This is a genomic window from Faecalibacterium tardum, from assembly GCF_040096515.1.
Taxonomy (GTDB): domain Bacteria; phylum Bacillota; class Clostridia; order Oscillospirales; family Ruminococcaceae; genus Faecalibacterium; species Faecalibacterium tardum.
Genome location: NZ_JBBMEO010000012.1, coordinates 1 through 19,029 on the forward strand (window position 1 = coordinate 1; position 19,029 = coordinate 19,029).

A 19,029-nucleotide genomic window follows, 5' to 3' on the forward strand; every position below is an offset into this window, starting at 1 on the left:
TCAGCGCCGTCAGGCGCTGACCGGGGTGTTTACCAGTTTTTACAGCTTATGGTACTTGCGGTCCTCTTCCTCGTAGACGGGGTCGCAGGTCAGGTACATGCCCAGACGGTTCAGGGTACTGCTGTCCACGCTGGAAAGCAGCACGGTGGAGTGCACATCGCAGCCCTTGAGGTTGGGCAGCTGGTGCATAGCTGCTGCGGCAAGCTCGCTGGAAGCGGCAGAGCTGGACAGGGCGATCAGGATCTCGTCGGTGTGCAGACGGGGGTTCTTGCCGCCCAGATAGTTGGTCTTGAGGGTCTGGATAGGCTCGATGGCAGCGGCGCTGACCAGATCCGTCTCCTGCGGGATGCCCGCCAGATACTTGAGCGCGTTGATCAGGGCACTTGCGGTAGCACCCAGCAGCGGACCGGTCTTGCCGGTGATGACGGTGCCGTCGCTCAGCTCAATGGCAGCAGCCGGTGCGCCGCCGGTGGCTTCGCTGCGGGCGTGTGCCTGCTTTTCCACTTCCCGGGCCCCCATGGTCAGCCCGGCCTGATTCATCAGCAGCTCCAGCTTGTAGCGCTCGCTCTCCTTGGCAGTGCCGGTGATCTTCTGCTCGCACAGGCACTTGTAGTACCGGCGCACGATCTCCTTGCGGGAGGCTTCGCAGCAGACTGCATCGTCCACGATGCAGTTGCCAGCCATGTTCACGCCCATGTCCGTGGGGGATTTGTAGGGGCTCTGCCCTGCGATCAGCTCGAACATCGCGTTCACCACCGGGAAGATCTCGATGTCGCGGTTGTAGTTCACGGTGGTCACGCCGTAGGCTTCCAGATGGAAGGGGTCGATCATGTTCACATCGTTCAGGTCGGCGGTAGCAGCCTCGTAGGCCAGATTGACCGGGTGCTTCAGGGGAATGTTCCAGATGGGGAAGGTCTCGAACTTGGCGTAACCGGCCTTGACGCCCCGCTTATATTCATGATACAGCTGGGACAGGCAGACGGCCATCTTTCCGCTGCCGGGGCCGGGCGCAGTGATGACCACCAGCGGGCGCTCGGTCTCAATGTACTCGTTGCGGCCGTAGCCCTCGTCGCTGACAATGCGGGCCACATCGTTGGGGTAGCCGGGGATCTTGTAGTGGCGGAAGGTGCGGATGCCCAGACTGTTCAGCCGCTTTTCAAAGGCTTCCACCTCGGCGGCGGCGGTGTACTTGGTCACGCACACACTGCCCACATACAGCCCCATCTCCTGAAAGGCATCGATGAGGCGCAGCACGTCCAGATCGTAGGTAATGCCGTAGTCGCCGCGCACCTTGCTGCTGATGATGTCCTCGGCGCTGATGACGATGACGATCTCGGCCTGCTCCTTGAGCTGCAGCAGCATCTGCAGCTTGGAGTCCGGCTGAAAGCCGGGCAGCACGCGGGAAGCGTGGTAATCGTCGAACAGCTTGCCGCCGAATTCCAGATACAGCTTATTGTCAAACTTCTTGATGCGATCGCGGATATGCTCAGACTGCATCGCAAGATATTTGTCGTTGTCAAATCCTATTTTCATCGTTCGTTTCCTCTCTGGTGGCCGGGCACACCATACCCGGACTTTAAAATCACAAGCATAAGTATACCACAGCCCGGGGTGGGGCGCAATGCAAAACAAAGCGCCGAACACAATTCCGGCAGGATAGGTCGTTTTGGGCGGTACAAAGTTCTGTTTTTTGTTGCAGATGCCGTTTTGGGTCAGGTCTTTTGCCGGGCGGCAAGATCTTTTTCCACCTTCCAGAAGGCCAGCAGCAAAAGCCCCGCCGCCACATAGCTGAGCGTTTCCACCCAGATATAACCGCCTGCGATCACATGGCGTACAGCGGCATTCTGGGCAGCAGTGCCCAGCGCCGTGCTGGCGCACTGGTCATAGCCGGTGCGCGCCAGCACCCCGTTGAACAGCGCACTCATCACCGAGCCGCCCGCCACGGACAGGGAACTGTACACCGACATGGTAAGTCCGTCCGTGCGGATGCCGCTGCGCCCCTCCACATGGTCCACCACATCGGTCACCATGGCAAGGAGCAGACAGCAGGTAGGCGCAGAGCCGAAGCACTTGAGCGCAACACCAATGGCAACAGGGACCAGTCTGCCCTGCCCCAGCCCCGCGATCACGCCGCCCGCAGCGCCCAGCAGCAGAAACCAGCCGCACACCTTGCGCTTGCCGAACCGGTCGGTCAGCGGCACCAGCAGCACCGAGGCCAGCGCCATGGGCAGCGCACCCATCATGGTCAACAGCGATTGAGATGCGCCCCATGCACCGGCGCTGCCCAAAAAGGTGTTGTCCACCACCCACTTGCAATAGTAGGTCATGGTGCTGTTTTTTAAAGAGCCGCTCCACTGGAACAAAACGCATACACCCATGATGAGCCACCACATGGGGTCGGCAGCCACCGCCCGCAGCTGGCGGCGCAGCGAGACCCGCTGCACCGGTACAGGCTCCGGCGGGGGTGTTTCTGTCTGCCGGGCGGCTTCAAATTCATCCTCCGGCCCGTACAGGCCTTCCAGAATGCGGCGTTCCTCGGTAACGCGCTCCCGGGTAAAGGCAAACTGCAAGTAGATGGTAAACCCGGTGAACACCGCCACCCCCAGCATGGTAAAAAACCAGCGGTGGATATTTTCCCGGAGGAAAAAGGACACCAGCATGGGGAACACCATGCTGCAAGTGCCCATCACGCCCAGACCCACCATGCTGTTGATAGAGGCCAGCAGCCCGCGCTGACGGCTGTCCCGAGTGGACACTGAGATCATGATGCTGCTGGCTGTGCTGTAAATGGGGGATGCAAACGAGTAGTACAGGTTGTACGCCACAGCGATCCACACCATGCGCGCAATGCCCTGAAATGGCACGATGAACATGAGCACGCTGGCAGAGGAAAAGGTAAACACCGAAAGCAGCAGCCACGGCCTTGCCTTGCCCGCTGTGGCGCGGGTGCGCTCGATCAGCTGCCCTACCAGAAGGTTTGCCGCCACGATGAGCACAGTGGACACCAGCTGCAACCGGCTGAGGAACCGCAGATCCAGCCGGAGCACATCGGTGAAGTAGCTTTGCAGGATGCTGCCGAAAATACTGCCTGAAATGGAAGCACCCATGGGACCCAGAATATAGCCGAAGAGCATCTCCGGCAGCTGGACCTTCTCGCTTTTGATCCGGGTGCGAGTGAACCGGTGGTTCCAGAAGCTTTGTCTGTGCATGGAACGGATCGTTTCCTTTCTCCCCGCAAGTGCGGGGTCTTACACATTCCTATCATTTCTATGATAGCACATTTTCCACCGCCGGGGAACTGTCCGGTGCAAAAAACATCTTTTTACCGCAGACGGTCGGAAAACGCAAAAAGGACCGCCGCAGTGTGCGGCAGTCCCCTTTGCTCTTATGAAGAACTATCCGTATGGAGAAAGAAAATGGCTTGTTACTTTGCCTCAGCAGGCTGGGTCTTTTTGACAAGGCTCAGGATCACTGCACCCAGCGCACTGCCCACAGCCAGCGCCACGCAGTACAGCGCAGCGTGATCCACCACCGGGAATACGAAGATACCGCCGTGGGGTGCGCGCAGTGCGCAGCCGAAGGTCATGGAGAGTGCACCGGCAACAGCAGAGCCGACAACGCAGCTGGGCAGAACACGCAGCGGATCGGCTGCTGCATAGGGAATAGCGCCCTCAGACACGAAGCACAGACCCATGACGTAGTTCACGATGCCGTTGCGGCGCTCGTCCGGGGTCCACTTGCGTGGGCAGAAGGTGGTGGACAGGGCAATAGCGATGGGAGGCACCATGCCGCCCACCATGACGGCGGCCATCACCTCGTAGTTACCGGAGGCAAGAGCTGCGGTGCCAAAGACGTAGGCTGCCTTGTTGACCGGGCCGCCCATATCCACGCTCATCATACCGGCCACGATGGCGCCCAGCAGCACCTTGGAGCTGCCGCCCAGTGCGTTCAGCCAGTCGGTCATAGCGGTGTTGATCATGCCCATCACCGGGTTCACAGCGCACATCATCGCGCCTACGATGAGAATGCCGCCCAGCGGGTAGATGAGCATGGGGCGGATACCGTTCAGGCTGGCGGGCAGCTTTTCGGTGATCTTTTTAAGGAACTGCACGATGTAGCCCGCCGCAAAACCGGCCAGCAGCGCTGCAAGGAAGCCGCCGGAGATGCCGGTGGTGCTGCCTGCGGCAAGGTCGGTGAAGTTAGTGCCGTTCATGGCCAGCACACCGCCGGCAAAGCCTACGGCAAGGCCCGGACGGTCGGCGATGGACATGGCAATGAAGCCTGCCAGAATGGGCAGCATGTAGCCAAAGGCTGCGCCGCCCACCGTCTTGAAGAAGGCGGCAACGGGGGTGTTCATGCCGAAGTTTGCGGGGTTGATGCTGTAATCATCCAGCAGGAAGGCCAGCGCGATCATGATGCCGCCGCCCACCACGAAGGGCAGCATGTGGGAAACGCCGTTCATCAGGTTCTTGTACAGGCTGCGGCCGAAGCTGTCCTTAGTGGAGCTGTCATCCTCGGCTGCTGCGCCGCCCTCGGCGTGGTACACAGGCACCTCGCCATGGGCGATCTTTTTGATCAGCTCCTCCGGCTTATGGATGCCGTCGTCCACGCGGGTGAACAGCACCGGCTTGCCGTCGAAGCGGGCGGTTTCCACCTTTTTCTCCGCTGCCACGATGATGCCGTCACAGGCGGCGATCTCGGCGCGGGTCAGAATGTTCTTTGCGCCGTCCGAGCCATTGGTCTCCACCTTGGTGGGCAGACCCAGCTTGTCACCGGCCTTGGTCAGCGCTTCTGCCGCCATGTAGGTGTGGGCGATGCCGTTGACGCAGGCGGTCACAGCCAGAATGCGGTAGCCGTCCTGCGGGATGACCTGCTGGGTAAAGCTCTCTGCGCCGAACTGTGCTTCCTCCTGCGCGTCGATGCACTCCAAAAACTCCTTGGGGGTCTTGGCGGCTTTGAGCTTTTCCACAAAGTCCTCGTTCATCAGCATCTGCATCATACGCGCCAGCATATCAACGTGCAAGCTGCCGTTTTCCGGAGCGGCAATGGCAAACAGCAGGTCGGTGGTGCCGTCATCCTCGGCGTTGTACTGCACCGGGGTGCTCAGCCGCAGGGCGGCCAGACTGGGGCGGGTGACCACATTGGTCTTGGCGTGGGGCACAGTGATGCCGTTGTCCACATAGGTAGAGCCCTCGGCCTCGCGGGCGTAGAGTGCCTTTTTGTAGGCTTCCTTGTCGGTAATATTGCCGTGGGTAGCCTGCAGTTCCACCAGTCGGCTCAGGATCTCCTCCTGCGTTTGCAGCGCCTCGTCCAGCGCAATGGACTGTGCGGTGAATAACTCGGTGATGCGCATAAAATTTCCTCCTTTTTTCCTTTTATCCTATCAAAGCTGCGCCAGCAGCTCGTCGATCTTCTCCTTTGTGGCAAGCCCAAGGCTGAACGCCGTTGCGCTGCCGCAGGCGGTGCCCAGACGCAGCGCCTGCGCGTAGCTGCCGCTTTGCAGATACCCGGCCACAAAACCGGCCACCATGCTGTCGCCTGCGCCCACGCTGTTGACCACTTTGCCCTTGGGGCAGCCGATGCGGTGCACCTGTCCCTGCTCGTCCAGCAGCAGCGCACCGTCCCCGGCCATGCTTACCAGCACGTTGCGCGCGCCCTTTTCCTGCAGGGTGCGGGCAGCGGCCACGATCTCGGCGTCACTGGTCAGCACCTTGCCCACGATCTCGCCCAGCTCATGGTTGTTGGGCTTGATGAGGAAGGGGTGGTAGGGCAGCACGTTCACCAGCAGGTCGCGGGTGGCATCTACCACGGCGCGCACGCCCCTGCCCTGCAGCCGCACCAGCAGCCGTTCGTAGACGCTTTGCGGCAGGCTTGCCGGGATGCTGCCCGCCAGAATGAGGATATCCCCCTCAGTCAGCTTGTCCAGTTGGGCTTCCAGCTGCTGCAACGCACTTTCTGGGATGGCCGGGCCTGCGCCGTTCAGCTCGGTCTCCTGCCCTGCCTTGATCTTGACGTTGATGCGGGTCATGCCGCTTTCCAGATGCACAAAGTCGGTCTTAAGCCCCTGTGCCGCCAGACCGCGCTCCAGCCATGCGCCGGTCTCACCGGCCACAAAGCCCAGCGCCACGCTCTCGCAGCCCAGCTGCGCCAGCACGCCGGACACGTTGATGCCCTTGCCGCCCAGCACGCAGTCCTCACCTTGGGCGCGGTTCACTTCGCCCACCTCCAGCGGTGCGTCCAGACGCACAACATAGTCGATGGCCGGATTAAAAGTAACAGTGTAAATCATACTTCTGCCTCCTTTACAAATGTTTGCTGCTTATACTTGGGGTTCGGGCAGCGGTTGGTCAGGATAGCACCGCTGTGCAGATCCGTGATGACCGCCGGATAAATTTTGGCAAACTTGGCGTCGTCCACAAGGAACCAGCTTTCCCTTGCACGGTGGACTGCTGCTGCCTTTACGGCGGCTTCCTCGGGATCCGGGGTGGTAAAGCCCGCCTCCAGCGCCACACCATTGGCTCCCATAAATGCCTTGGTGAAGTTATACTGCTGGATGCTGCTGACTGCCGGGGCGCCCACGATGGCCTCGGTCTGGGGACGCAGCAGCCCGCCGGGCAGATACACCCGGCAACCCTTCTGCGCCAGCATCCGGGCGTGCGCCACGCCGTTGGTCACATAGGTGGCCTTGAGCGCCGCACCCGTCAGCACCCGCACCAGCTCCAGCGTGGTGGTGCCTGCATCAATGAACACAAAATCCTCAGCGGTGATGAGCGCTGCGGCGGCTGCGGCAATGCTGCGCTTTTCTGCCACAGCCAGTGTCTCCTTGGCTTCCATGGTAGGCTCGTCTGCCAGAAAGCGGCTGTCCGGCAGGGTAGCCCCTCCGTGCACCTTGGTCAGCCTTCCCTGCCGGTCCAGCTCGGTCAAATCGCGCCGGATGGTGGACTCGCTGGTGTGCAGCGCCTCGCACAGCTGCTGCACCGTCACGGTGCGTTTCTCGTTCAGCTGTTCTAAGATCAATGCAAAACGTTCCTCTGCCAGCATGGTGTCTGTCCCCTTCTTTCCTTCCCACGCCTGACCGGTTTTGCACGGTCTTGGCGTGTTTTGGTTGTTTGCATCTTTATTATAGCAAAAATTCTGTCAAAATCAATCAGTTTCAGTCATTTTCGTGCACAAAAAATATCTTCGATTTTTGTGCACCGTTGCCAGCATCTGGGATACAAGAGCGCTTTTGCGCCAAAAAAAGACCACCGCACTTGTGTATGCGGTGGCCTTTTCTGCGTTTATATGACCGGTCGTGACCGTTTTTGGTGCTCAGGCTGGTTTGCCTCAGGCATCCGAGCGGGAGTAGGCGTTCTTCATCTGGCTGCTCAGTTCAAACAGAACTTTATCCAGCGTGTCAGCGGCCTTCTCCTGCAGCATGGCAGCGATGGCGGTGTTGGCTTCCTCCCGCAGGGCGGCGCGGCGGGCAGCGTCCGGCTCGGCAGCAAGCTTTGCGTCGTACTGATTCACTAGGGCGCGGGCAGCGGAGAGCACGGCTTCCTCGTAGCGCTCGAGGTGGAACAGGGACTTATTATAGGAAGCATCTGCCATGGCGGCGATCAGGCGGCTGGTCCAGTAGAAGTTATCGGTGGACACGGTGCCGGTGGTGTTTGCCAGATACTCCGGGGTGCGCTCCACATTGGCGTAGAAGGGCACCATGCTGTTGAAGGCATTGGAGGCATAGGCCACCCACTCCACTGCGCGGGATTCCTCCGGCTGGTCGGGACGCATCTGCAACAGGGCCATAAAGTCGTTGCGGTTGATGCCGATGGAACGGTACGCGCCCTTTGCGGACTTGTCGCCGTAGCTCAGGTAGGGGTCGTAGGGGGTACCCTGATAGTGGCTGGACAGCATATACTTGATGTCCTCCGGGGTCACCTTGCGCTCCGGCACCATGCACCACGGCAGGTCGTCGGACATAGGAGTGTAGTCGGCGTCAGCGCCCTCCCACACCCATGTGCGGGGGTTAAGGTAGCGCAGCATGTACCATGCGCGGGGGGTGTTGTAAACGTGGTCGGCGTCATCGTGGCTGCCAAAGGCGTCCCGGGGGTTCAGTGCGCCGTCCAAAGAGAGGTCGAGGTGATTCTTGGCAATGAACTCCCGCAGGTCGGCAGAACAGAGGTAGTTTTCCTGTGCGCCGAAGGCATCGTCCAGATCAAAGGTGTCGATGCCCAGCTGGTTGGGCATGACCACATACACATCGTCCGGCACGCGGCGGGCGATCCAATGGTGACCGCCGATGCTCTCCAGCCACCAGATCTCGTTTACATCCTGAAAAGCGATGCCGTTCATCTCGTAAGTACCGTACTGCTCCAGCAGACTGCCCAGACGCAGCACGCCCTCGCGGGCAGAGTGGATATAGGGCAGCACCAGATAGACGATATCCTCCTCGCCGATGCCGCCGGGCACCTCGGGCTTTTCGCCCTTGGCGGGCTGATACTCCACCAGCGGGTCTGCGCCCAGCACGCGGGGGTTGGAGGTGATGGTCTCGGTGGCGGTCATGCCCACATTGGCGGCGTTGACACCGGAGGCTGCCCAGATGCCCTTACCCTCCACAGCGTTGGGCATGGCGGTAAACCGCAGTGCGCCCTCCGGCAGGGGGATCTCCACATGGGAGAGGACGCTGCGGTAGGTCTTGGGAAGGTCCTCCGGGTGGATCACGGTAAATTTTTTAGCGGTGAAATGGCCGGAGCCGGAGTCATCGTTGCGGGCAATCATGGTAGAGCCATCGTACGATGCTGCCTTGCCGACCAGAATGGTAGTGCAAGCCATAGGTTTTCCCTCCATATTCTATAATGTGCCTCTATTGTAGAACTTTTGCAGCGGAATTGCAACCGGGAAACAAAAACCGCCGCGCTGCGTACCACGGCAGAGCGGCGGGAGATGGAATGCTATTTCAGGCTGTTACTGGGCTGTCCAGTAGAAGTCCTCGCCGGGCAGCGTACCGCCCACGGCGGCAGGGTCGGCATCGTAGAGCACCTGCAGGTAACCGGAGACGTCTGCCTTCAGTTCCTCGCCGGTCAGGCAGACGATGTTGCAATTGGGCAGTGCCTTTTTGGCGATGGCGGCTTTTGCCACCACCCCCTGCTCCTCGCACAGAGCGGCGGTGCCGTCCAGATCGGTGTTGGCGGCGTTCACGCTCTGGGCATAGTCTGCCAGAAAAGCAGCTACCACATCCGGGTGCTCCTCAGCGTAGGCCTTACGCACCACGGTCACACCGGTGATCAGCTGGGTGTCTGCCACCTTGTCCCACTCGGCGGTCAGGTCAAGGGCTACCCGCAGGGTGTCATCCTTCAGCCCGGCAGCGGTCACATAGGGCTGGGGCAAAACGGCAATGGCGTCCTGCGTAGCGGCCATCTGGGCGGTCACCTCGGTAGCCTCGCTATAATACTGGATGTCCACATCCTTGTCCGGGTCAATGCCGTTGGCGGTAAGCAGATAGCGCAGCACATACTCCGGGGTAGTGCCCTTGCCGGTGGACAGGATGGTGCGGCCCTTGAGGTCTGCCATGCTGTGGACGGTGTCGCCCTGCTCCACCACATACAAAACGCCCAAGGTGTTCACCGCCACGGCCTGAATGCCGCCATTTGTTTTCTGGTACAGAGTCGCCGCCAGATTAGCCGGGATGGCAGCCATGTCCAGCTCGCCCTTGATGAGCAGCGGCACGATCTCATCCGCAGCGCCGTAGAGCTGCAAATCGTAGTCCATGGCGGCGGTACCGGCCTGCTCCATCGAGAGCAGGTTGACCAGCCCCATGGTGGTGGGGCCCTTCAGGCCCGCAATGCGCAGCGGCTCGGTGGCAGACAGCGGCGCGGCGGTCTCTTCCTCGGAAGCAGCCGCAGAGGAAGCAGCCTCGGACACCGCCGTGCTGGAAGCGGCAGAGCTTGCGCTGCCGCCGCAGGCTGCAAGGCTCAGTGCAAGGCTGAACGCCAGCAGTAAGGACAGGATTTTTTTCATGAAATACTCCTTTTCACACCCGGCACGCCCCGGTACGGGAAGCGGAAACCGGTCTTTTTTTGAAAAATTTTGCAAAATCATTTGCTTTGCGCGTTCCAGTTTACTATAATAGGGGTAAAAATACCGTTGCGTGTGCAACGCAATTGCAGGAGGCTGCGGAGAACACTATTTTCTCTGCGGAGTTGCGATGAATAATTATCTGCCGCTGTTACAAACCACCACGCTGTTTGCGGGTCTTTCCGCTGCGGAGCTCAGCACGCTGCTGTCCCGGCTGGGGGCAAGTGTGCGCAGCTACGGCAAGGGCGAAGCCCTTGTGCTGGCGGGGGAACCCAGCCGCCGGGTAGGCATCGTGCTGTCCGGTGAGCTGGAGGCCTACCGCCCGGCACCGGGCGGGGTGCGCATCCCCATTGCCCGGGTAGAGCCGGGCGGGGTGTTCGGGGACGTGCTGGGCGGTTCCAGTCTGTCCAGCCCGGTCACCGTGCTGGCTGCTGCCCCATGTGAGGTACTGCTGCTGCCCTACGAGCGGCTACTGCTCTCGGACGGCAGCCCCGCCCACCAACGGGTGGTGCAGAACCTTGTTCGCACCATCAGCGATAAGTATTTTTCCCTCTCCCACCGCATCGACCTGCTGGTGATGAAGAGCCTGCGCGCCAAGGTGGCGGCTTATCTGCTCAGCGAGGCCGCCCGCGCCCACAGCCTGACCTTCAGCATCCCCTTCTCCCGCATCCAGCTGGCGGACTACCTCAACTGCGACCGCAGCGCCCTTTCCCGGGAGCTGAGCACCATGCAGAGGGAAGGGCTCATCGATACCTACCGCAGCAGCTTCAAGCTGCTGGAGCCGGACGCCCTGCAGCAGATGGTGCAATAAAACCCTCTCAGGCGCTTCGCGCCAGCTCCCCCGAGGGGGGAGCTTTATGCAAGTTTTCAGAACAGTCTGCCTTCTCCGGCAGAAGAGCAAGTGTTCCCCTCTGCCGAGAAAAGCTCCCCCTTTCGGGGGAGCTGGCATCGCACAGCGATGACTGAGAGGGTTATTTTATCAATAAGGAGCGATAAAGCAATGTCCAAGCCTGTTCTCTGGATCGTGATCCCCTGCTACAACGAGGAGCAGGTGCTGCCCATTACAGCACCCATGTTTCTGGAAAAGATCCACAGTCTGACCGCACAGGGGCTGGTCAGCGATAAAAGCCGGGTGCTCTTTGTCAACGATGGCTCCCGCGACAAAACGTGGGAGCTGATCCAAGGCTTTGCCGCACAGGACGAGCACTATATCGGCATCTCCCAAAGCCGCAACCGCGGCCACCAGAACGCCGTGCTGGCGGGGCTGATGGAGGCGCTGCACAGCGACAGCTGCGACATTACCATCTCCATTGACTGCGACGGTCAGGACGACATCAACGCCATGGACGAGATGGTGAAAAAATATCTGGACGGTGCCGAGGTGGTGTACGGCGTGCGCAGCCGCCGGGACACCGACACCTTCTTTAAACGGTTCACCGCCGAAGGCTTTTATCATGTGATGAACGCCTTGGGCGCGGATATCGTGTTCAATCACGCAGACTACCGCCTGATCAGCACCCGCGTGCTGGAAAGCTTTGCGGATTACAAGGAGGTCAACATCTTTTTACGCGGCATGGTGCCGCTGGTGGGCTTTGCCCACGATGTGGTCACCTACGAGCGCCACGAACGTCTGGCCGGTGAGAGCCACTACCCCCTGAGCAAGATGCTGGCGCTGGCCTTTGACGGCATTACCAGCCTTTCCAACAAGCCTATCCGCATCATCACTGGAGCGGGCATCGTGGTGAGCCTTGTCAGCTTTATCGGGGTCATCTGGGCCATCGTGTGCGCTGCCATGGGCAGCAGCGTGGCAGGCTGGGCCTCCACCGTCTGCATCGTCTGCTTTATGGGCGGCGTGCAGCTGGTGTGTCTGGGCGTGATCGGCGAGTATATCGGCAAGATTTATATGGAGACCAAAGCCCGCCCGCGCTATATCATCTCGGAGCGCACATGGGCTCCCTACGAAAGGAAATATCACGGATGAGTAAGCAAAGCTGGAAGGGCAGCACCCTTCTGAACCCGGAGCCGCCGGTACTGGTATCCTGCGGTGGGCTGGAGAAGCCCAACCTTATCACCATCGGCTGGACAGGCACCATCTGCACCCAGCCCAGCATGGTATCCATCAGCGTGCGCCCGGAGCGGTACAGTCATCAGCTGTTGTGTGAACGCGGGCAGTTCGCCATCAACCTGCCCACCGAAAAGCTGGTGCGCGCCATCGACTGGTGCGGTGTGAAGAGCGGCCGCGACGTGGACAAGTTTGCCGCCTGCGGCCTGCACGCAGCACCCGGCAGCGTGCTGGCCGACTGCCCGGTGCTGGAGGAAAGCCCGGTCAATCTGGAATGCCGCATCACCCAGCGCATCCCGCTGGGCAGCCACGACCTGTTTTTAGCCGAGGTGGTGGCCTGCGATGTGGACGAGAGCCTGCTGGACGAAAAAGGCAAGCTGTGTCTGGACAAGGCAAACCTCATTGTGTACAGCCACGGGGAGTATCTGGCGCTTGGCAAAAAACTGGGCACCTTTGGTTACAGCGTGCGGAAGAAAAAGCCCGCAAAGCACAAAAAATAATCCATCATGCAAAAAGGAACCCTCTGCAAAGTTTTTGCTTTGAGAGGGTTCCTTTTTTACGGGATCAAGTCCGGGCAGGCCGCGGCTTTATCAATGCAGCTTCAGCATGGCAGCCTCATATTTTTGATACCAGCTGCCCATCCATTTCAGTATTTTTTCACTTACCCTTGCTGTTATCTTTTGAATACTCTTTTCGTAAAGCAGGCTGAGCGCAAGTGCCGCAAGCAGCCAGCCAGCTGCGTACAAAAAGACCCATAAAAACAGATGGGCATACCCATACCGGTTAAAAATGCAGTGCCAGAGATAGGGTCTTGTATAGGTTCGCAGCAAAATGTTTTCATGGATGATATAGATCAGCATGGAACACTTTGCAATGTGATTTACCCTTTTATTTTTAAAGTGGTTCTTTCTGGCCAGCCCAAACGCCGCAATGGCGATCAGGATCAAAAAAAGATTAAAATTGCTCACCCATCGCAAAAGCTGATCCGACAGCGCAGCGATCTTCAATCCAAGCAGGTCGGTCAGAATCACGATGCCCACTGCCCCCGCCGCACCGCACAGCAGCAGGATGCTATTCACTTTTGTACTGGAATACAGTTTCATGCAATAGCGCTTGATGTAGGCAACGATCAGATATACGCTGATCCAGAGAAGCAGCATATTCGGAAAGAAAAACCTGCTTTCTATAAAGTTAAAGCCGATATACAGTACCGCCAATACAGAAACCACCTTCAGATGTTCTTTTTGCGTCATCGCGGCGATCAGACGGTTCAAATACGGATGGATGGGATAGAATAGCAGATAGCAGGTCAGATACCAGTTATTTGCAAAGAGCGTTGGGAAAAGCGAAAAAATGAAAAGTTTACCGCTTACCTCACCCCGGAGCAAAAGCGTTATTCCAAGGAACAGGACGGAGATCACCCAGATATCCAGCAGCATTCCCATCATTTTCTTGCCGGACGCTTTTGTGTTGTCCAGCAAAAACCATGCAGAAGCAACGAAGAAGATCCAGTTCCCCAGCGCGCCAAAATGCCGCATGACCGCTAAAAGCAGAACTGTTACGTTGGTCGTTGCATGGGTACAATCCAGAAGGTAGTCGCTATACGGAATATATTCATTTTCTGTTATCAGTGTCAGCACCACATGGCTGATTACGATCAGAATGACCGCAATGATCTTTAAAAGCTCAACGCCGGAATCCCGCATTCTGCTTTTGTCCGCAAAAACTTTTTGTTCCATGATCTCACCCTTTCTGTTTTCGCCTTTTTCAGGCGATTTATGTATTTTATTTTACCATAAATATTTCTACTCTGCAACGCTCTGAAGCACCCAAATACTGAACATTTCAGCCCTTTGAAGTTCGGTGAAATCGGGGTTATTAGTAACATAGTAGAAACACGCAAAAAAGGCCCTTCCAGCTTGAACCGGAAGGGCCTTTGTCATGGTTAGGTTTTGGCGGCGTAGTCAAGGGAAATCCAGCCAGCACCGCTTTTCAGTTTGCCCCACTTGGCCGCACCTTTGCCGGTGCTTTCAGCCACGATGGTATAAATACCGGGCTGGATGTAGCCGGTTGCACCGTAGTTTGTGCCGGGGCCTTTACGGATATTCAGGTTGGTGATCTTCACCCGCACAAGATAAGGGGTCACGGTGGCCCCTGTGGTGCCGCCTGTGGGCTTTTCTGCGGTTGGGGGTGTAACTACTACCCCACCACCATTGGAAGCGCCCTGAAGCCTTCTGTTGACTTCTGCGGCAATCTCCCCGTGTCTGGAATAAAGATATTCCCCCGGACAGGCTTTGTTGGCGAAGTCACGATGAACGGTCATGTTGCATCCGTTCCGATGGTTCACACGGTCATTCTTGTTCGTACTCCATACCAACTTCTTGATCCCGTTCCGCTTGCAAATATCCGTTACCAAATCCAACAGGGCCGCATAAGCCTTGGCGGTGACGGCGTAAGGGTGGGTGGTGTCGGAAGCAACTTCAATGGTGATTGCCCGGTTGTCATTGGTGCCGTTGCTGGAACACCAAGAACGATCCTTTTCATCCACGGAAAGGCCAATGGAACCATCCTTACCAACAACATAGTTGGCGGAACATTGCCGGTCTGTGGTGGCGAAATAATCACACCCCTGTTTTGCTGTCCATTGCCCAACGATACAATGAATCGTGATGGTGTCAATGGCGTGGTTCCGGGGGCTGGTTTTGTTTTTCGTGATCCGGGTATAGGTTGCAAGGCTGGAATTACTCATTTTCGGTATCTCCTTTCACTTGAAGAATGGCTTTGAACTTGGTGAAGGCTTCACCAATGTATTTGCAAGAAACCATCAGGACAGCGCCCACAATAACCAAGTCTGCAAAAATTTCTGTGTATTCCTCCGGGATTGCCCACCCAAGCTGATCAGCATAAATGGGAAGGGTGGTGATTGCCACACACAGCAAGGTCAGGCCCACAACGAAGGTGGCAACCTTCAGCCCGGAATTGATCATCTTCTGTTTGTCGAAAGGCTGAAGCAAAACCTTGATGTTGTAGTAAAGGGAAAAGGCCACATTGGACAGGTACGCACACAGGAAGATCAGCATGGCCCACCCAATATTGATCAGGTTGTTCAAAACAGCGTTCAGCATGGTTCAAATCTCCTTTGCATCGTTATAAATTTCAGGGCCGTACAGTTTCCGAAGTTTAATCCGGTTTTCGGCCTTGGCTTTGGAATAGTAAAACCCGGTTGCGGTTGCCAATTCAGCAAATATGGCGGGGATCAAATAGGCCAGCGGTTCAAGGTTTTCAGTTTTCCAAACCATGATAAGGGTGAAGGCCGTAACCCCAACGGTTACGGCCCCCACCACATACAGGATCAGCTTGGAAAACTCAATCTTTTGCTTTCGGGATGTTCGGCGGCTCACGCATCAACACCACCTGCAAGCCCATCAAGGCGGTGGTGGGCGGATTTGGCGGACTGTTCCACGGCCACAAGGCGTTCCCGCAATTCCTGAACTTCACCCTTGACATTCTTCATGTCAGATTTGATTTCGGACACTCCATCCCCGATGTTTTCCAGCTTCACAATCACGGTGGTAAGCTGGGCGGTTTCCTCGGCGGTGTCTTTCTTATCGTTGCGCTTCAGGTTGGAAATACCGGAATACAAGGCAAAGGAAACCGAAAGAACAGAAATTACAATAGACAATTCAAGCGTCATGTTTACCTCCTATCAGGCCCCGATCAGGGCGGCAATATAGCGCAAATCCTCAACAGGGCCGTTGTAGAAGTCATGATTCCAAATCCAATGATCTTCCTGTTCCGGGCGCTTGTACTTCTGACAAAGGGCATCTTCCCAAATCTTCCCCCACCGGGCCTGATACCCGGCATCACGCTTTTCCAGCTTGGGAATGATCCGGTTCAACAGTTCGCCCCGTTCCTGCCCCATGCCATCATCATTCTGTGTGAAGAAGTCATAGGCGTTTTGGCTGGTGGCCGAACACACCGGAAGATCATTCAGGATCAAAAAACCACCCTGACCATTCAGGGTGGTTCCATACGGAATGTTCACTTGTCCGCAAATCGCCTTGAACCTTGCCCGTTTACGGCAAACATAGGTTTTATACTCCATCCGTGCTTTCCTCCCACCCGTACACACCGGGTTCCCACACATTGGAATCCACCGTGGAAATCCAATGCTTTTCCTTATGGCTCACCTTTGCCCCCTTGGAATAAGCGTCATGCGCTCCCACCGGTTGGCTCCATTCGGGCCATTCTTCAGCGGGATCACTCGTTTTGCTCCACAGGCTGGAAGCCGTGTCCGGTGTCCAATCCGCTTGGGAAGTATGGGCCTGAACGCACTTGTAAAGGGTTCCGTTATACCGGCGAATCTGCCCCACCGTGTAGCCAACAGGGAAAGCCCATTCAGCGAACAAATCAGCGTGTTCCGCCGCCGTTTCAGCGTCAATGCTCCCGGCTTCCGCCAAGGTTACAAAGACGATTCCACCGGCTTCCGTGGCCTTGGTGATCTCGCTTCCTGCGTCCGTCTGTTCCAAACTCACCGTTTCCAGTTCATCCATAGCGGCACGGCCCAACAAATGGTAAGCTACACCCTCAAAAACAATGCCCGAAGCGTCAGGCTCCGGGCAAAGGACATAGCAACCATTTTCGGCTTTTTTGATGTAGTTCAGGTTCTCGGTCAGGCCGATACCGGCCCCGGCTTTGATGATTCTAAACATTGTCCACCTCCGAAAAAGATTGCATGGTAAAGCCGCCGCAACCTTAACAACCGTCCATGATCGTTGAAGTTCCGGTAATAGGCGCTTTGGCACTCCATGTATTGTTCTATGTCAAAGAAGGATCGTTTTCCCTCTTTGAACTCTTTGTGAAACAGCTTCAGCTTTCGCCTTGCCCGTTTCACTCCATCCCGGCTTCCATTCACCTTGATCTTGCCGGTTTCGGTAAGGGTGAACCGTGCTTTACAGAACCGGAATGGCTTTGTAAGCGGGATCACCTTACACTTACGCTTGTTCACTCGGATTCCAGCGGCTTCAAATCGCCTTACAATTTCATGGCCCATCAGCTTTGCTTCATCCACCGTGGGAAAGAAAGCATAGTAATCATCCATGTAATGACCGGCGCAATGAACACGGGCCTGACACTTGATCCATTGGTCAATTTTACTTGGTAACGCCACCATTTCCTGTTGGGAAGGCTCCACGCCCAAAGGCATCCCCCGGCCCGGTGTCGGGCATGGGGAATACTGGATTACAGTATCAGCCAAGTTTTGAAGTTCAGGATTCAAAATCAATTCCCGGTGCCGCTGATATAATAGGGCGTGGGAAGCGTTTGGAAAGAACCCTTTCAAATCCAACAGCAACACAGCACCTTCCCGGCCATAGCGCCGGTAATGCCATCCAAGCTGTTGTTTGATCCGTTTGAACTGCCAATGAAGGCCCTTTCCTTTTTGGCTTGCCCCGTTGTCATAGATCATGGAAGGTGAATATAGCGGGATCAGAACTTCATTGCAAAGGGTTTTGTGGATTTGTCGATCCGTAATATGTGGGGCATCTATCGGGCGGATTTTGCCCCGTTCCCGAAGGATGAAATGGGAACAGGCTTTGGGTTTCCATTGCTGTTCCAATACCGTTCGCCGCCGTGTTGCCGTACCAGAAAACAGGTGGCCTTCAAAGTTTTGAACACTTTGCTTCCACCGCACCCCGTTACAGCACTTTTTCCCATAGAAGAACATCTTCCGGTAGGAAAAGACTTTATTCATCGGCCCAAGGCTATTACACCGGGCCTGTTTCCGTTCCAACCGCTTTGCTTTGCGGCGCTGGAACCTTGCTTCATGCCGTTCTTGGCTTGTCATAATAAAAGTATTCGCCCCTCGTACAAATATCTTGTAGGGTGCCGTCTAAATTGCTTTGCCCTCACACATGAAATGGGATAAGGCACATTCACCCACCATGCAAGAAGCGTCCGTGTAAGGGCATCAAAGGGCAGTTTTAGGGATTGAAACCCAAGGAAGTACAACTCCTTTTACATCGGTCGTCTTTCACCTGAAAAGCCGTTTGCCTTCTGTTACTACATTTGACCGTGTATATTTGCAAAATCCGGGCCGCACACCAGCACAGTAATTGGCATTGTTATTGTTGTTGTTGCCATCCGTGTTGACATTCTGGAAATTATTGTTGTTGTTGTAATTAGGGGAACGAAGCCACCACCACACCGCCAACAGGCTCATTATCAGTTGCACACCTAATGGGAAATTATTTCTGTTTTGCTGTTACATTTTTGATCGCCCCTTTCAGAAGTTCGTTTTCTTTGTCGATCAGTTCACCCAAGTTTTGGGCCATCTTATCCAGTTTTTCCATTGCATCCTGTGACTTCACCGGGTTCCCCTTGGAAGTGGTAAAGGCCCCTTCCGGGTTCTGGTTCAGAATCAGGTAAACATGGGTCAAGCGAACATCCAGCGCCATCAGGGAAGCCCGTGCTTCAAGAAGATGGGCCTTCCTCATTTCAATGCGCTGGTTGTCCGAAGGAAAGATACTATTGGCCTTCTCCGCATGGTCGATGATCTCACCGGCCAGCTTTGCCACCGGCTCCGCAATCAACCGGGAATACCGGGCTGAAAGACGGGTCAGGAAGTTCAGGGTTTCAACATAAATCTGATTGGCCGTGTTGATGAACTCGGCCTTGCTTGTGGTTCTCTTTTGCTTCAGGACAGACATTTTCAGTTATACCCCTTTGGGTGAATTATCGACACTGATCGTTCCTTCCGCCTTTTCCACTTCTTCCAAGTGTTTCAGAAGAACAAATTCAATGTAATTGGTAATGGATCGGTGTTCACGGGTTGCAAGCGCCCCGATCTTGTCAAAGACTTCATCAGATAGGCGCAAGGTGAAAACACGCTTGTTTGTTGCCATACAATACCCCCT

At 56.6% G+C, this 19,029-nt stretch carries 21 protein-coding genes; 3 read left to right on the plus strand and 18 right to left on the minus strand.

The features are described 5' to 3' along the window. Positions 1 to 39: 39 nt before the first annotated feature. The 7 genes from WMO44_RS08645 to WMO44_RS08675 all read right to left on the minus strand — a co-directional run bounded on the left by WMO44_RS08645 (position 40) and on the right by WMO44_RS08675 (position 9,996). Positions 40 to 1,533, minus strand: coding sequence for a DUF1846 domain-containing protein (locus WMO44_RS08645; protein WP_349152350.1), 1,494 nt, complete (start codon positions 1,531 to 1,533; stop codon positions 40 to 42). Between the two features lie 179 nt (positions 1,534 to 1,712). Continuing rightward, positions 1,713 to 3,209 (minus strand): MFS transporter, encoded by a 1,497-nt coding sequence (locus WMO44_RS08650; protein WP_349152351.1) that lies wholly within the window; start codon positions 3,207 to 3,209, stop codon positions 1,713 to 1,715. Between the two features lie 215 nt (positions 3,210 to 3,424). Next, on the minus strand, positions 3,425 to 5,353 hold the full coding sequence (locus WMO44_RS08655) for a PTS fructose transporter subunit IIABC (protein ID WP_349152352.1): 1,929 nt from the start codon (positions 5,351 to 5,353) through the stop codon (positions 3,425 to 3,427). A 30-nt stretch (positions 5,354 to 5,383) separates the two neighbouring features. Further along, positions 5,384 to 6,289 (minus strand): 1-phosphofructokinase, encoded by a 906-nt coding sequence (gene pfkB / locus WMO44_RS08660; protein ID WP_349152353.1) that lies wholly within the window; start codon positions 6,287 to 6,289, stop codon positions 5,384 to 5,386. Further along, positions 6,286 to 7,041 (minus strand): DeoR/GlpR family DNA-binding transcription regulator, encoded by a 756-nt coding sequence (locus tag WMO44_RS08665; protein WP_349152354.1) that lies wholly within the window; start codon positions 7,039 to 7,041, stop codon positions 6,286 to 6,288. The genes pfkB and WMO44_RS08665 overlap by 4 nt, the downstream gene beginning before the upstream one ends. Positions 7,042 to 7,326: 285 nt before the next feature. Further along, on the minus strand, positions 7,327 to 8,811 hold the full coding sequence (locus WMO44_RS08670) for a C69 family dipeptidase (protein ID WP_349152355.1): 1,485 nt from the start codon (positions 8,809 to 8,811) through the stop codon (positions 7,327 to 7,329). A 132-nt stretch (positions 8,812 to 8,943) separates the two neighbouring features. After that, positions 8,944 to 9,996: an ABC transporter substrate-binding protein gene (locus WMO44_RS08675; protein WP_349152356.1), complete on the minus strand. Its 1,053-nt coding sequence runs from the start codon at positions 9,994 to 9,996 to the stop codon at positions 8,944 to 8,946. A 187-nt stretch (positions 9,997 to 10,183) separates the two neighbouring features. On the opposite strand from WMO44_RS08675, the gene WMO44_RS08680 reads away from it, so the two are divergent. The 3 genes from WMO44_RS08680 (at position 10,184) to WMO44_RS08690 (ending at position 12,615) form a co-directional block, all read left to right on the plus strand. Next, the gene (locus WMO44_RS08680) at positions 10,184 to 10,864 is read left to right on the plus strand and encodes a Crp/Fnr family transcriptional regulator (protein WP_349152357.1); all 681 of its coding nucleotides are present in this window, start codon (positions 10,184 to 10,186) and stop codon (positions 10,862 to 10,864) included. A gap of 189 nt (positions 10,865 to 11,053) precedes the next feature. After that, complete coding sequence (locus WMO44_RS08685) at positions 11,054 to 12,034, plus strand: glycosyltransferase family 2 protein (protein ID WP_055186158.1); 981 nt, start codon at positions 11,054 to 11,056, stop codon at positions 12,032 to 12,034. Next, positions 12,031 to 12,615 (plus strand): flavin reductase family protein, encoded by a 585-nt coding sequence (locus WMO44_RS08690; RefSeq protein ID WP_349152358.1) that lies wholly within the window; start codon positions 12,031 to 12,033, stop codon positions 12,613 to 12,615. The genes WMO44_RS08685 and WMO44_RS08690 overlap by 4 nt, the downstream gene beginning before the upstream one ends. A gap of 90 nt (positions 12,616 to 12,705) precedes the next feature. Here the strand turns inward: WMO44_RS08690 and WMO44_RS08695 are convergent, their stop codons facing one another. The 11 genes from WMO44_RS08695 to WMO44_RS08740 all read right to left on the minus strand — a co-directional run bounded on the left by WMO44_RS08695 (position 12,706) and on the right by WMO44_RS08740 (position 19,017). Then, complete coding sequence (locus WMO44_RS08695; protein ID WP_349152359.1) at positions 12,706 to 13,854, minus strand: acyltransferase family protein; 1,149 nt, start codon at positions 13,852 to 13,854, stop codon at positions 12,706 to 12,708. Positions 13,855 to 14,060: 206 nt separating this feature from the next. Continuing rightward, on the minus strand, positions 14,061 to 14,864 hold the full coding sequence (locus WMO44_RS08700) for an N-acetylmuramoyl-L-alanine amidase (protein ID WP_349136465.1): 804 nt from the start codon (positions 14,862 to 14,864) through the stop codon (positions 14,061 to 14,063). Beyond that, positions 14,857 to 15,240, minus strand: coding sequence for a hypothetical protein (locus tag WMO44_RS08705; RefSeq protein WP_349136466.1), 384 nt, complete (start codon positions 15,238 to 15,240; stop codon positions 14,857 to 14,859). The genes WMO44_RS08700 and WMO44_RS08705 overlap by 8 nt, the downstream gene beginning before the upstream one ends. A gap of 3 nt (positions 15,241 to 15,243) precedes the next feature. Continuing rightward, positions 15,244 to 15,516 (minus strand): hypothetical protein, encoded by a 273-nt coding sequence (locus WMO44_RS08710; protein ID WP_097791540.1) that lies wholly within the window; start codon positions 15,514 to 15,516, stop codon positions 15,244 to 15,246. Beyond that, a complete protein-coding gene (locus WMO44_RS08715; protein ID WP_097791539.1) occupies positions 15,513 to 15,809 on the minus strand; it encodes a hypothetical protein in 297 nt (98 codons plus the stop codon). Before WMO44_RS08715 ends, WMO44_RS08710 begins: the two co-directional genes overlap by 4 nt. Positions 15,810 to 15,821: 12 nt before the next feature. Further along, positions 15,822 to 16,220 (minus strand): isoaspartyl peptidase, encoded by a 399-nt coding sequence (locus tag WMO44_RS08720; RefSeq protein WP_349136467.1) that lies wholly within the window; start codon positions 16,218 to 16,220, stop codon positions 15,822 to 15,824. Next, positions 16,210 to 16,827: a carbohydrate-binding protein gene (locus tag WMO44_RS08725; RefSeq protein ID WP_349136468.1), complete on the minus strand. Its 618-nt coding sequence runs from the start codon at positions 16,825 to 16,827 to the stop codon at positions 16,210 to 16,212. Before WMO44_RS08725 ends, WMO44_RS08720 begins: the two co-directional genes overlap by 11 nt. Continuing rightward, a complete protein-coding gene (locus WMO44_RS08730; protein WP_349136469.1) occupies positions 16,788 to 17,960 on the minus strand; it encodes a reverse transcriptase domain-containing protein in 1,173 nt (390 codons plus the stop codon). Before WMO44_RS08730 ends, WMO44_RS08725 begins: the two co-directional genes overlap by 40 nt. 186 nt (positions 17,961 to 18,146) lie before the next feature. Then, a complete protein-coding gene (locus WMO44_RS15115) occupies positions 18,147 to 18,335 on the minus strand; it encodes a DUF6273 domain-containing protein (RefSeq protein ID WP_353963853.1) in 189 nt (62 codons plus the stop codon). A 25-nt stretch (positions 18,336 to 18,360) separates the two neighbouring features. Beyond that, positions 18,361 to 18,822 carry a hypothetical protein gene (locus WMO44_RS08735; RefSeq protein WP_097791535.1) on the minus strand — a complete coding sequence of 154 codons (462 nt, stop codon included), beginning with the start codon at positions 18,820 to 18,822 and terminating at the stop codon, positions 18,361 to 18,363. A gap of 6 nt (positions 18,823 to 18,828) precedes the next feature. After that, complete coding sequence (locus tag WMO44_RS08740; protein WP_349136470.1) at positions 18,829 to 19,017, minus strand: hypothetical protein; 189 nt, start codon at positions 19,015 to 19,017, stop codon at positions 18,829 to 18,831. Positions 19,018 to 19,029 lie beyond the last annotated feature (12 nt).